At 64.5% G+C, this 12979-nt stretch carries 13 protein-coding genes; 8 read left to right on the forward strand and 5 right to left on the reverse strand.

Going from position 1 to position 12979, the window contains the following annotated elements:
• Positions 1–16 precede the first annotated feature (16 nt).
• From QXK92_RS20890 to QXK92_RS20900, 3 genes are read right to left on the reverse strand one after another with little or no spacing between them, the layout of a single operon-like run.
• A complete protein-coding gene (locus QXK92_RS20890; RefSeq protein WP_306244835.1) occupies positions 17–1405 on the reverse strand; it encodes an MCE family protein in 1389 nt (462 codons plus the stop codon).
• A gap of 4 nt (positions 1406–1409) precedes the next feature.
• On the reverse strand, positions 1410–2276 hold the full coding sequence (locus QXK92_RS20895) for an ABC transporter permease (RefSeq protein WP_371934228.1): 867 nt from the start codon (positions 2274–2276) through the stop codon (positions 1410–1412).
• A gap of 9 nt (positions 2277–2285) precedes the next feature.
• Positions 2286–3050: an ABC transporter permease gene (locus tag QXK92_RS20900; protein ID WP_306244837.1), complete on the reverse strand. Its 765-nt coding sequence runs from the start codon at positions 3048–3050 to the stop codon at positions 2286–2288.
• Between the two features lie 564 nt (positions 3051–3614).
• Here QXK92_RS20900 and QXK92_RS20905 point away from each other — a divergent pair.
• The 8 genes from QXK92_RS20905 (at position 3615) to QXK92_RS20940 (ending at position 10618) form a co-directional block, all read left to right on the forward strand.
• The gene (locus tag QXK92_RS20905; protein ID WP_306244838.1) at positions 3615–4301 is read left to right on the forward strand and encodes a FadR/GntR family transcriptional regulator; all 687 of its coding nucleotides are present in this window, start codon (positions 3615–3617) and stop codon (positions 4299–4301) included.
• A 139-nt stretch (positions 4302–4440) separates the two neighbouring features.
• On the forward strand, positions 4441–5550 hold the full coding sequence (locus QXK92_RS20910; RefSeq protein ID WP_306244840.1) for an amidohydrolase family protein: 1110 nt from the start codon (positions 4441–4443) through the stop codon (positions 5548–5550).
• The gene (locus QXK92_RS20915) at positions 5456–6526 is read left to right on the forward strand and encodes an extradiol ring-cleavage dioxygenase (protein WP_306244842.1); all 1071 of its coding nucleotides are present in this window, start codon (positions 5456–5458) and stop codon (positions 6524–6526) included. Before QXK92_RS20910 ends, QXK92_RS20915 begins: the two co-directional genes overlap by 95 nt.
• Positions 6523–7359: an alpha/beta fold hydrolase gene (locus tag QXK92_RS20920; protein ID WP_306244844.1), complete on the forward strand. Its 837-nt coding sequence runs from the start codon at positions 6523–6525 to the stop codon at positions 7357–7359. Before QXK92_RS20915 ends, QXK92_RS20920 begins: the two co-directional genes overlap by 4 nt.
• A complete protein-coding gene (locus tag QXK92_RS20925; protein ID WP_306244846.1) occupies positions 7356–8660 on the forward strand; it encodes an aromatic ring-hydroxylating dioxygenase subunit alpha in 1305 nt (434 codons plus the stop codon). Before QXK92_RS20920 ends, QXK92_RS20925 begins: the two co-directional genes overlap by 4 nt.
• Complete coding sequence (locus tag QXK92_RS20930) at positions 8657–9157, forward strand: aromatic-ring-hydroxylating dioxygenase subunit beta (RefSeq protein WP_306244848.1); 501 nt, start codon at positions 8657–8659, stop codon at positions 9155–9157. Before QXK92_RS20925 ends, QXK92_RS20930 begins: the two co-directional genes overlap by 4 nt.
• The gene (locus QXK92_RS20935; RefSeq protein WP_306244849.1) at positions 9154–9918 is read left to right on the forward strand and encodes an SDR family NAD(P)-dependent oxidoreductase; all 765 of its coding nucleotides are present in this window, start codon (positions 9154–9156) and stop codon (positions 9916–9918) included. Before QXK92_RS20930 ends, QXK92_RS20935 begins: the two co-directional genes overlap by 4 nt.
• Positions 9919–10222: 304 nt before the next feature.
• Positions 10223–10618 carry an ester cyclase gene (locus QXK92_RS20940; protein WP_306244851.1) on the forward strand — a complete coding sequence of 132 codons (396 nt, stop codon included), beginning with the start codon at positions 10223–10225 and terminating at the stop codon, positions 10616–10618.
• Positions 10619–10840: 222 nt separating this feature from the next.
• Here the strand turns inward: QXK92_RS20940 and QXK92_RS20945 are convergent, their stop codons facing one another.
• Positions 10841–11878 carry a phosphotransferase family protein gene (locus QXK92_RS20945; protein WP_306244852.1) on the reverse strand — a complete coding sequence of 346 codons (1038 nt, stop codon included), beginning with the start codon at positions 11876–11878 and terminating at the stop codon, positions 10841–10843.
• On the reverse strand, positions 11875–12804 hold the full coding sequence (locus QXK92_RS20950) for a hypothetical protein (protein WP_306244854.1): 930 nt from the start codon (positions 12802–12804) through the stop codon (positions 11875–11877). The genes QXK92_RS20945 and QXK92_RS20950 overlap by 4 nt, the downstream gene beginning before the upstream one ends.
• Positions 12805–12979: the final 175 nt, after the last annotated feature.

The raw sequence follows: 12979 nt of genomic DNA on the forward strand, positions 1-12979 counted from the left end.
GGTGGAAAGTCGGCGGTCATGGTGGCGGCGCCATTTCGGCCGTCGGTGACGGCACGGCCGGAAGCTGGCCGGATTCGGGTGCAGCCGGCGGTATCCCGGGCCACAGCGGCACGCCACCCGGCCCGTACAGCGGCGCCCCGTACGGCGGAGCGCCGGGATACGGGATGGGCCCGACCGCAGGGCCAGGAATGCATTGGCGGATGGACGGCGGTTCCGGCACGGCGCGGGTCACCGGCAGGTAGTCGGCCCAGCAGGGATGTCCGAGACCGGGATTCGGACGGATGTCGAGTCCGGTTCCCCACCCGGTGTTCGTAATGAGTTGGCGTACCGGGAAATTCTTGGTGGCATCCGGCAACGATCCGCAGCCCGGCTTTCCGCCCGGCCCACCCTTGGCGGCCACGATCGGCAGGTTCTCGGGATACTCGTAGGGGTCGTTACCGAACAACAAAGCGACATCGAGTTGGAGCGTGCGACCATCGCCGCCCCACGCGGAATAGCCGCCGTTGTCCAGATACCACTTGGCGCCCTGCAAAAAGCAGGTGTACTCCGGGCTGTACTTGTTCAACAGGTTCGTCGTGGGCTCGAGAACGTTGACCGCGGAGACGAGATTGTCCCGGTTGGGACCGAGCAGGTTGGTGCCGGCATTTGACAAGCCAATGACGTTGAGCAGCAACGAATCCAACGATCTAGAATGATTGACCACGGTGGTGCTGGTGGTGCTGGTCGCGTTCAGGATCTTCACGATGTCTTGAGCGGCCGCGCCGTAGGTGTCGTTGAAGTTCCGGAAGGAACGCCAGTCCTGGCGCATGGTTTCGCTGCGCGCATTGAGCGCCTGCAACACCTCGTTGAGGTCGGTGGTCGCCTCCCCCATCCGCGCACCCTGTCCGCGCACACCGTCGGCCACCGCGGTCAGCACCGCGTTCAACTTGACCGGATCGATCATGCCGAGCAGGTCGACGACGTTCTCGAAGACGGTGTTGATCTCGGTGCTGACATTTTCCGACTGCAGCACCGCACCCGCCTTCAGCCGGGCCGGACTCGGGTTCTCCGGGTACACCAGTTCGACGAACTTCGCGCCAAAAGCGGTGGTGGCGCTGATCTTTGCCTTGACATTGGCCGGGATGTAGCGGATCTGGTCAGGGTCGAGTTCGAGGGCCAAGCTCGCCCTGTTCCTAGTGTCGCCGATCTGGCCAACCCGGCCGACCTGCACGCCGCGCAACTCGACCTTGGCCCCGGTCTCCATCACCAGACCCGCACGCTCCGAGCTCAGGGTCACCGGTACATACGACCTGAAGGTCCCGGCGAATGCCGTCGTCGTCACGACCATGAACAAGACGACGGCGAGCAACAGGATCACCGTCCACCAGGCCGGCGAGATGCGATGCACTCCTGATTTGTGGGCCATTGCACTAACCGGCCAGGTGGAAGTTGCCAGACTGGCCGTAGACGGCCAGCGTGATCATCACGATCTCCACGGCCGCAACCACCATGGAGGTCCTTACCGCGCGCCCCACTGCTTCACCAACCCCCGCAGGACCGCCGTGCGCGGTATAGCCGTAGAAGGTGTGCACCAGCATGACCACGATCGTGATCGCCACCACCTGGAAGAACGACCAGATGATGTCGCGCGGGCTGAGGAAGGTGTTGAAGTAGTGGTCGTAGACGCCGGAGCCCTGGCCGTAGATTGCGGTGGTACCACTCCGGGATGCCAAGAACGCCATCATGATTGCCACGCAGTACAGCGGGATGACCACAACGATACCGGCAACGACCCGGGTGGATGCCAGGTAGCTGATGCTGCGAATGCCGATCACCTCGAGCGCATCGATCTCTTCGTTGATCCGCATGGCTCCCATCTGAGCGGTGGCTCCGGCACCGATGGTTGCCGACAGCGCGACTGACGCGGTTCCCGGCACGATCAGCCGCACGTTGAAGTAGGCCGAGGCGAACCCGGTGAGGGCTTCGATGCCGACGGACGCCAGTTGGTTGTAACCCTGTACCGCAACCAGCGCGCCGGTGGTCATCGTCAGGAATCCGACGATCACCACAGTCCCGCCGATCATCGCCAGAGCCGCCGCACCCAGGCCCATTTGGGCGATCAGCCGCAGCAACTCGCCGCGGTAGTTGACCACGGCATCGGGGATTGAACCCAATGTGCTTGCATAGAAGCGCATCTGGGTCCCGACGCGATTCCATTCACTCCGGGTGCTGTCGAACGTGCGCCGGAGCCGCGGATGGAGCATCGCCGAAGGTCTCGCCGCGGTAATCTCTGTCATCGGTTCACCTCAGGTAACCGTGAACTGAATACCAACGGCCGTCACGATGACGTTGATCGCGAACAGGACCATGAACGTGAACACCACGGTCTCGTTGACCGCATTGCCGACACCGGCCGGACCACCGCCGACCGAGATGCCCATATAGCAGGCGATCAAGCCGGCCGCCATCCCGAAAAGCATTGCCTTGACCAGCGATACGATGACATCGCCGAGGCCGGTCAGCGTCGTCAGCCCCGTCACGAACGCCCCCGCCGAGACGTGCTGCACGTACACGGTGAAAAAGAACGCGCCGCTCAGTCCGACCACGGTCACCGCCGATTCCAGCGCCAACGCCACCGTGGTGGCCGCCAGCACGCGCGGGACCACCAGTCGGTGGATGGGATTGATGCCAAGCACCCGCATCGCGTCGAGTTCCTCGCGAATGGTCCGCGCACCCAGATCGGCGCACATCGCGGTTGAGCCGGCGCCGGATACCACCAAAACCGTGACGATGGGGGCAATCTGGTTCACCGTGCCGATTGCCGCGCCGGTTCCGGAGAAGTCTCCGGCGCCGATTTCAGTGAGCAGAATGTTGAAGATGAAGGTCAGGATCACCGAGTACGGGAGCGTCATCATCAGGGCGGGCACCATGGACACCCGCGCCACGAACCAGGTCTGAATCAGGTATTCGCGCCACGCGACCGGCGGCCTGAACATCAACACAAAGGTGTCCAGCGACATCGCGAAGAAGCCCCCGACCGCGCGGACTGGTTTGGTGAAGGCAGCCGTCATCAGCACAGCTGCCCCCGCCACCACCGCGTGCGAACCGCCACCCTGAGGACATCCCGATTCCCGCAGGGTCGCATACAGTCGCGTCCAGCCGATGGCATGGGTGAACGCTATCGAGGCAGCAGTCGGGTGACTGCTCCATCAAGAGGGATAATGAGTACCCCAATGGGGTCACTTCTCCGCCCTGCATCCCTCGCAGATTCTGGCGCTGCCGCGCACATCGAGGTCAGCGCAGAGGCCCGACCACGACACGCTCCCATCGTCACACGGTCGCTACTACATCCGTCAAATCGTCTATGTCGTAGCCGTTTTGAGGTATCGCAGCGCCATGCCCCGCATCCTGCCGTCGGCGTTTCCTGGTACTTGCGAGCGGACTTGCACGCGCCGAACGCGTTGGCGGCAAGCACGTTTGCCTTCAGAACAGGCAGAATCGCGTCGTAGGCCGCATTCTGCGGTTCATTCTGAGAAGCTTGTGCTGCGGTGTCGTGACGGCACCGGATGCGACCGGAAAGGAGGCTGCGCGTGCAACGTCGCGACCAGACACTCCGCTCGTCCCGGGCTGAACGTGTGGCTGCCGATCTGGAACACGAGATTCTGACCGCCCGCCTGCCCGTCGGAGCCCACCTGGGACGCCGCTCGGAGATCATGGACAGATTCGGCATCAGCCCGACGGTGATGAACGAGACGTTGCGGATACTGCGCGATCGCGACCTGGTGGCGGTTCGACCCGGTCCGGGCGGCGGAATCACCGTGGCCAGTGCCCCCCCGCAAGTTCGCGTAGGCGCGCTGGACCTCTGGTTTCAGCCGTCCAACCCGCATCCCTTGGACCTGTTCGAAGCTCGCCTGTACCTCGAGTTTGGCCTTACCAAGGCGGCGTTCGAACGCGCCGACGCCGATGACGTCACCGCGATGCGCGCAGCGATGGTTACGCTGCGGGCCAGCACCGATGCCGCGCGGTTCTTCGATGCCGTACTCGCGTTCCACGGCGTCGTCGCCGCCGCGGCGCACATCCCCGTCCTGGAGGGGATGCATCAGACGATCGTGACCAGCATCAAGGCGGTCCTGACGCGGGTGAGGTTCGTCGACCAATACGAACCGTTGCTCGCCGCCAGCCTTGACGTCCACGACGACATTGTGGCGGCCATCGCGCTGCACGATCAGGCGTCTTTCGTCGCCTCGCTCAACCGCCACGACAAAGACCTGATCCGCGCTGACGACCCGGACCGCACCCCCAACACCCCTCAGCACCCCTGACTGAACGGTCGGTTCGGCCGACCACTGCGCAGGCATGCCACCACCTCCGCCGCCGGGGCAATGTGATCTCAACATTGTGCATGCATATCTTGAATTATGTATGCACAATAGCTATCGTCGGTACAACTGCCTTTCCCACTTGTTGCGTGGAGCGACTGCCATCAACACTCAAACGCCCGCCGCCATCGGCATCATCGATGTCCATACCCACGCGATCGATGAGGTCCTACCGGATCTGCACGCGTCCTATCCGGACGACCTGTGGCCCGGCATCGAGCGGATCGGCGACACCGAGGCGATTCTGCTGTTCGGCGGACAGCACTACCGTCGCATCGATCACCGGTGCTGGTCCCCGACCCCCCGCATTGCCGATATGGATCACGAAGGCATTGCCGTGCAGGTGCTTTCACCAATTCCTGTCACGTTCTGTTACCGGGCATCGGCGGGCGGCGCGGCCGAACTGGCGTCGGTTCAGAACGAGTTCTTCGCTCGAATTATCCACCAGCACCCGACCCGATTCGCCGCGCTTGGCGCGGTTGCCCTGCAGGATCCCGACCGTGCCGTCGACGAGATGCGCCGGTGCATGCGCCACCGAGGCTTCCTCGGCGTGGAGATCGGTTCGCGCGTCGGCGACACCGAACTCGCCGATCCCAGCCTGGATCGGTTTTTCGCTGTCGCCCACGAGCTCGGCGCCCTGGTTCTCGTCCACCCCAGCGACCAGGACCTTGCACCGCGGATAAGGAATCTGGGACTGGGCTTCGGCGCGGGTATGCCGATTGAGACAGCCTTGGCGGCGGCGGCGCTGTTGATCGGCGGCGCACTCCAGCGCCGCCCCGAAGTGCGAATCTGCCTAGCGCACGGAGCAGGTGCGCTGCCGGCGCTACTCGGGCGACTCGACAAAGGGGCGGTCGTCGCCGGCATGGCAGCCGACTCACCCGAGTTGCCAAGCCGACTGGCCCGCCAACTGTGGTGTGACAGCTTGACCTACGACCGCGGGGCATTACAGACCGCAATCGACGTATTCGGCACCGACCACGTCGTCTTCGGCTCCGACTACCCCTTCGCCGCGATGCCCGAACCGCTCGACGACATCGTCGCCACCCTGCCCGACGGTCTGCGTCGCAAAATCTGCCGGACGAATATGGAGGAGCACAATGGCCGAGTTCCTGGGTCTGGGCCTGACTCACTACCCGCTGCTGGCCGGCACCGACGAGCACATGGCGGACCTGTTGCGCTGGACGCTGGCTGATCCCGATATCCCCACCGCGGCAAAGGATCCCGCCAACTGGCCGGCGGCGATGCGGGCCGAGTGGGACAGCGGCGTCGCCGCAGCGGCCAGACACCGTAAGTTACTGGTAGAGAACCTTTCCCGCTGCCGCGATGCCCTCGACGACTTCAGCCCCGACGTCGTGGTGGTCTGGGGTGACGATCAGTACGAGAACTTCCGCGAGGAGGTCGTGCCGCCGTTCTGTGTGCTCGCCTACGGCGACGAGACCGTCCGCCCATTCGAGTTGATGACCCGTCGCGGTAGCCCGAACGCGTGGGGCCTGCCCGACGACACCACCATCACGTTGCACGGCGACGCCGAGAGTGCTCGCCGGCTGGCGAACGACCTGATCGGCCGGGGATTCGACGTCGCCTACTCCTACCGAAAGCGGCGCGACGCACCGTTTCCCCACGCGATTGTCAATACCCAACTGTTTCTGGACTACCCCGATGCCGGAGCGCGCTTCAACTACCGACTCATCCCGATCACCGTCAACTGCTACGGCCAGCACGCGATCGCCCGCCGAGGGGGCCTGGCGCGATTCGCCGACATCGTCGACGAGCGGCTCGACCCCTGTGGGCCCACACCCGCACGCTGTTTCGCGCTGGGCCGGGCGGTCGCCGAAGCGTTCCGCGACACCGATCTGCGTGTGGCATTGGTGGCTTCCTCGAGTTGGTCGCACGCGTTTCTGACCGACAAGACCTGGCACATAACCCCCGACACCGCCGCCGACCGGCGGCTGTACCAGCAATTCGTCGACCGTGACTACGCCACATGGCAAGCCACACCCAGCCGCGACATCGTCGACTCGGGCCAGCACGAAATGCTCAACTGGTTCTGCCTGACCGGCGCGGTTGATGAACTGGGTCTGGACCTCGCCTGGTCAGAGCTCGTCACCACGGATGTCTTCAACTCCAACAAGTGTTTTGCGGTGTTCACCGAAGGAGGATCACGATGACGGCAACCGTCGCAGCCAGCGTGCTGCAACCACGCACCATAACTGCCGGAGGCATCGAAACCAGCTACCTCGAGGCCGGCGCCGGCGAACCGGTTGTGATGCTGCACGGCTCGGGCCCCGGCGTATCAGCGATCGCCAACTGGGAAGGAAACATTGGCGTGCTGTCCCGGCGATTCCGAGTACTCGCGCCCGACATTGTCGGATTCGGCGATACCGCGCGACCGGATGACGTCGTCTATTCCCTGCGCAGCTGGACCGATCACATCTGGGCCTTCGTCGATGCACTCGGCATCGAAAAGGCCGCTATCGTCGGCAACTCGCTGGGCGGGCGCATCGCGCTGCAGATGGCCACGGACAACCCGGACCGGATCACCAGGATGGTGCTCATGGGCGCACCCGGTGTCGGCATGACACTTACCGACGGTCTTGCCGCGCTGCGCGCCTACACACCTTCGCGTGGTGCAATGAGTGATCTGCTGCGCGACTACTTCGCCGTCGATCCGGCGATGATCACCGACGAGCTTGTCGAAATCCGTTACCAGGCAAGCATCGCCGATGGCGCCTACCAGGCGTATCGCGCCATGTTCTTCGATCCACGGCACGCCGGGTCCCAGCTTGGTATCACCGAAGACGAGGTGCGCGCCATCACCACGCCCACCCTGCTGGTGCACGGGCGCGAGGACAAGGTGGTGCCAGTGCAGGTCTCGGTCACGATGCTGGGGTTGTTACCGAATGCCGACCTGCACGTGTTCAGCGCGTGCGGGCATTGGACTCAGATCGAGCGCGCAAACGAATTCTCCGCGCTGGTCACCGACTATCTGTCCCGCCGATGAGCACCGGCATCCAACCGCGGCCGAGGAACGAGGTAGCGGCGCAGCTGCCTCTGGTCGTGGATGACCCGGTGTCCCAGCGCTTTCGGGTGCACCGCTCGGCCCTCACCTCGCCCCAGGTGCACCGGGCCGAGGTGGAGCGGATTTTTTCCCGATCGTGGCTCTACGTCGGACACGAATCCGAGATTCCCGAGCCGGGGGACTTCGTCCGGCGGCCGGTCGCCGGGCGGCCGATCTTCATGGTCCGCGGGGTGAAAACCGGTAACGTCAACGTGTTCCACAACACCTGCACGCATCGCGGCGCGGTAGTGTGCCGGCAGGAATCCGGCAATTCCAAGGTGTTCCAGTGCTTCTACCACGCGTGGACCTTTGACTCCGAAGGCCGGCTCAAGGGGGTGCCAGACCGCGACGGCTACGCCGGCGGGCTGAACTTCGACGAGCTGGGACTCAAGCGGGTGGCGCGCGTGGAGTCCTACCGGGGCTTCGTGTTCGCCTGCTTCGACCCCGACATCGAGGATCTGCCGACCTATTTGGCCGGTGCCAGACATTACCTCGATCTCGTCGTCGACGGCTGCGGCGGCTCGGTCGAGATGGCGCGCGGCACCAATCAGTACAGTTTCGCGGCCAACTGGAAGCTGTTGGTGGAGAATAGTTTCGACGGATACCATGCGGAGTCCACGCACGACACCTACTTCAAGTACCTGGTGTCCATCGGCACCGATCTGCACGGGGGTGTCAGCGGCCGAGCCGTCAACCTGGGCAACGGTCACGCCGTAATCGAATACAGCTCCCCCTGGGGGCGCCCGGTCGCAAAGTGGGAGCCGCTGTTCGGCGATGATGCCCGCACCGAAATCGACAGGCTGCGCGCGGATCTGGTTGCCCGCTACGGTGAGCAACAGGCCCACGCGATGGCCGAGGTCAACCGCAACCTGCTCATCTACCCCAACCTGATCATCAACGACATCATGGCCGTGACCGTGCGCACCTTCTACCCGCCCGCACCCGATACGGTTGACGTCACCGCATGGGCATTGGCTCCCAGCAAGGAGGCCCCTTCCCTGCGTCATCGCCGACTCGACAGCTTCCTGACATTCCTGGGCCCGGGCGGCTTTGCGACGCCCGACGACGTAGAGGCGCTGGAGTCCTGTCAGCAGGGCTTCAGCAGCGGCGGAGTCGAATGGAACGACATCTCCCGCGGCATGGGCCGCGTTCCGATGGCCAACGACGAAGAACAGATGCGCGCATTCTGGCGCCGCTGGCAGCAGCAGATGGGCACCGCCGCTGACCTGACGGGTGCCCAATGACCGCCGCGCCCGTGCCGCAGCAGGCGTTCTCAAGAGAGCAGGTCGAGGAATTCCTGTATGCGGAGGCCGCATTACTGGACACCTGGGCCCTCGACGAATGGCTCCTGCTGTTCGACGGGGACGCCAAGTACGAGGTGCCCTGCAACGACGCACCCGACGGCGACCCCGCCCACGACCTGATGCTCATCGACGACAACCACGTGCGTCTGACGGCCAGGGTTGCCCGACTCAACAGCCGACGCGCCCACCGCGAATACCCGCATTCCCGAACCAACCATCAGGTTTTCAATGTCCGGGTGAATCCATCAGACGACGGCATCGCGGTGACCGCGTCGTTCACGGTGTGGCGGTTCCGCGCCGGACGGACCAGTTGTTATGTGGGCCGATACCACTACCGGCTACGCCACCGCGACGGCTGCTTCCGGATCGTCAGAAAGCGGGCCGAATTGGACATGACCGACTTACGTTCGGTGGCCGACGTGGCGATCATCCTGTGAGCGGCGCACTCCGCGGGCGAACGGCCGTCGTCACCGGCGCCGGATCCGGCATCGGCATGGGAATCACGGCGCGACTGATCGCCGATGGCGCTGCGGTTTTCGCGGCCACACGCTGCCAGGAAGACTTGGAGCGCGCCTGCGAACATGCACCCGTTGCCGGCGGATTCATCGGCGATCTCCACCGTCCCGGCACGGCCGATGACCTCGTGACCGCGGCGATCCGGGCGCTCGGCCATGTCGACATCCTGGTCAACAACGCCGGCGGCGGCGTGATCCGCCCCACCCTCGAGCACACCGAGGAGACACTGCGGGCGACCGTCGACAACAACCTGTGGACCACCATCTACTGTGTGCGGGCGGCGTTGCCGCACATGGTGTCTCGTCGTCATGGTCGCATCATCAACATCGGCGCCGACTCGGTGCGCACCGGGTTGATGGACCACGCCATGTACAACGCCGCCAAGGGCGGTGTGCACGCGATGGTTGCCGGGCTGGCACGCGAGTTCGCCGCAGCCGGCATCACCGCGAACACCGTGGCGCCGTGCTATGTGCGCACACCGGAATTGGCAACACTGCTCGAATCCGGCCGAACACCAACGCGACTGGCGCAGGTCATCGAACAGGGTACGGCCATGGTGCCGCTCGGCCGCCCAGGCGATCCGACCGAGGTGGCGGCGGCGGTCGCGTTTCTGGCCGGCGAAGACAGCCGGTTCATCACCGGGCAGACGATCTATGTCAACGGCGGCAGCAGCATGGGCTGATGGCGATCTCGACCACCGTCCGTTGCGCGCCGGCCACATCGTGCTCTCCGGCGCACTGGGCCCTATGGTGCCGGTGTGTCCTGGCAGTACGTACGCGGCCCGGGTCGACGAACTCGGTTCGGTCGAAGTGTCTTTCGCTGAATCTGTTGTCCCGGCGAAGTCATGATCACGCGTCGTCGGCGTGACCTGTTCGGCACGGCGAGCAGTCCGGAATACCTCCCGTTAGGGGGACGAGTCACCTTCGGTGACGGCGTTAGGGTGGGTGCCACGCTTCAGACCGGCCAATCACGAAAGGACGCTTGCCATGGCGGTTCAAATCGCCGACGTCTCTGCCTATCCCGCACGCTATTTCGCCGCGTGGAACCAGCGTGATCTCGCCACCGCCCTGGCCGCGATCGCTGAAACGGTGCACTGGGAAGATCCGTCGTTGCCCGCACCGATCACCGACCACGAGCAGGCCGGCGGATTCTTCACCGCAGCGTGGACCGGTTTTCCCGATCTGACCTTTCACGCTGTCGGTGAGCCGCTGGTGGATGTTCTCAATCGTAGGGTGTCACAGGAGTGGCGGATGGTCGGAACCCACAGCGGCGAAGGGTTTCCACCCGGTGTCGCGCCGACCGGCCGTCAGTTCGACATCCCGGGAACCGACGTCTGGCAGGTCGACAACGATGGGCGGGCCGTCTCAGTGCACGCTTACTAAAATCTCGGCACGCTGCTGACCCAACTCGGCCTGGCCTGAGAATCTATCCGCTCAGCCGGGCCGTCATCTCCGCCATCCGCCGCTTCCCGACGCGGTCCGTGTCTGGTCGGCCAACGCGCCCAACAAAACAGCACTGATCGACGCCAAGCGCGTCATCACCTACGCCCAGCTGAACGAACGGTCAAACCGCATCGCCAACACGCTGTTGGTGGCGCCGGTTCCTCACGCCGGTTGAGGATGTGCGCTGAGCCCGGCACAGGTCTCTCCCGCCCGCAGAAATGCAGCCACCAGCGCGGGGTCGGCGAAGTATGGATCTCCGGAGGGCGTTTCGGCGCGGCGGCGCCCATACTCGTAGAGCGCCGCCAATTTGAATTGCGCCATGGCCGAATACCATTCGATGTTTCTCGGAAGAGTTCCGGTCCGCTCGCTGTAGCGGGCGAGCAACTCGACGCGGCTGGGATAACCCTCTTCCAGAACTGCGACACCCATGCCGGCCGTAGGCGTGAGCGCCTCACCGGGGGCCGGATAGGACGACAGGAAGTAGCCCAGGTCGAACAGCGGGTCCCCGATCGTCGCCAACTCCCAATCCAGCACCGCCGCCACCCGCCCCGGCGGTGTCGGGCGGATCATCATGTTGCCCAACCGAAAATCGTTGTGGACGATAGCCGCCCCTGATTCCGCCGGCGTGTGGTGCACCAGCCAGTCGGCCAACCGCGCAAAACCATCGGGAAGTCGGCCATCGCGCTCGATGAGTGCGCGGACCCGGCGCAAGTGCCGGGAATTGAAGCCTTGGGGTTTACCGAAGTCGCCCAGGCCGATCCCGGCCCAGTCGACGGCGTGCAAATCTGCCAGTGCGTCGATCACCGATTCAGCGATCTGGCCCCTGGCGGCCGGGTAGTTCAGCGGTTCTGGCGTCGACTCGGTGATCACCACGGCATCGATGAACTCGGTGACGACGAGTGGCACGTCCACGATCTGTCCCGGCTCGGCTACCGCGAGAACCCGCGGCACCGGCACCGGAGTGGCGGCCAGCGCCGTCAGCAGCCGAACCTCTCGCACGACGTCATGGGCGCCGACAGGCACCGGAGGGGGCGGCGGGCGACGGACCACCACCGTTCGGTCGCCGTCCGACACCACATAGGTCAGGTTGGAATGACCGTCGCCGACCGCCCGGGCGTTCACCCGGGGACCGCACCCGGCCCGTTCGGCCAGGAACTTGCCCAGCCGTGAAAGTTCATCCGGCGACCATTCCCATGTCACCGGAAACTCCCGGACTGCACCAGATGCTCCAGGTATGAACCCACCCAATGTGTTTCGAACTGGCCCGCGCCCTGTTCGCCGTCGATCGTCGCCCGGCACGCGGCCTCCCGGATGACCGTGGCCATCGGGTCATGGCTTGGTAACTCCACGACCCCGAACGCCTCGAGTTCGACGTTGGTGCTGCCACCGGCGACATCGATCAAGGTGGCCGAAAGACGCTGTTGGCGCATCTGGCTGTCATACTCGGCGCGATGATCGATGCTGCGGACGGCAACCGTCACCCCATCGCGCGCAACATACCCACCGAAGCCCCATTCCCCCTTGGCTATCCAGATCCATCCGTTGACAGCCACTCCGTTCGGGGTGTACGCGACAAACCACTTCCAGTGCTGTGGAGCCCCCCAATCCCGGACCCCCCACGAGTGGTCCCGGTGCCCCGGTCCGTTCAGTTCGATGCGGCGATCACCGACGCGCACATAACCCTGCACCAATCCGGTCTGCTCCATCCGGTTCTCGGCAAACCATGCCGGCAGGCCGTCTGGATTCACGCGATAGCTGAACGCGTCGTGCAGCCCGTCGAATTCATACTCGATCGCGACATCGTCACGGTGATAACTCAGGCCGCACGACTGCAGCGGCTTCGGCTGCCGCAACGACAAACCGTCGAATTCAAATCGGTCCAGGTCGACGTCGTCAGCGATGCGTCCCGAGTTCAGGTGCAGCGCTAAAGGATCAGGCCCGGCACCCCACACGACGACGTTGTACCCCACGCGGCCGCGATCGGTCATGTAGAGGTACACCTGCACACCCAGCTCTTCTTCCGGCACGACCACTTCCCAGAACAGACTGTCGCGCATCCGCTTGCCGGGATCCGGGCGGTGCCGCAGATCGTCGAGCGCACGGAGCGCCGTTGTGGTGTCAACCATTTCGCGACTCCTCCGGATCGGCTGCGCGCAATCAGTGACCGCGCCGGGAGCACCCACCGACCCCTGTCCATCACGCTATAATGGTCAGACCATTTACTCAAGCCGGTGTCTTGACGAATTCGGTCTGACCATTTTAATGTTGCACTGTGCCTTTCGAGCCCTGGCGCCGACTGCC

This window comes from Mycobacterium sp. TY815, from assembly GCF_030755135.1.
Lineage (GTDB): Bacteria > Actinomycetota > Actinomycetes > Mycobacteriales > Mycobacteriaceae > Mycobacterium.

Coding starts and splice junctions, on each gene's coding strand:
- QXK92_RS20890 (WP_306244835.1), bottom strand. CDS start 1,405: ATGGCCCACAAATCAGGAGTGCATCGCATCTCGCCGGCCTGGTGGACG.
- QXK92_RS20920 (WP_306244844.1), top strand. CDS start 6,523: ATGACGGCAACCGTCGCAGCCAGCGTGCTGCAACCACGCACCATAACT.
- QXK92_RS20895 (WP_371934228.1), bottom strand. CDS start 2,276: ATGACAGAGATTACCGCGGCGAGACCTTCGGCGATGCTCCATCCGCGG.
- QXK92_RS20900 (WP_306244837.1), bottom strand. CDS start 3,050: ATGACGGCTGCCTTCACCAAACCAGTCCGCGCGGTCGGGGGCTTCTTC.
- QXK92_RS20950 (WP_306244854.1), bottom strand. CDS start 12,804: ATGGTTGACACCACAACGGCGCTCCGTGCGCTCGACGATCTGCGGCAC.
- QXK92_RS20915 (WP_306244842.1), top strand. CDS start 5,456: ATGGCCGAGTTCCTGGGTCTGGGCCTGACTCACTACCCGCTGCTGGCC.
- QXK92_RS20930 (WP_306244848.1), top strand. CDS start 8,657: ATGACCGCCGCGCCCGTGCCGCAGCAGGCGTTCTCAAGAGAGCAGGTC.
- QXK92_RS20940 (WP_306244851.1), top strand. CDS start 10,223: ATGGCGGTTCAAATCGCCGACGTCTCTGCCTATCCCGCACGCTATTTC.
- QXK92_RS20925 (WP_306244846.1), top strand. CDS start 7,356: ATGAGCACCGGCATCCAACCGCGGCCGAGGAACGAGGTAGCGGCGCAG.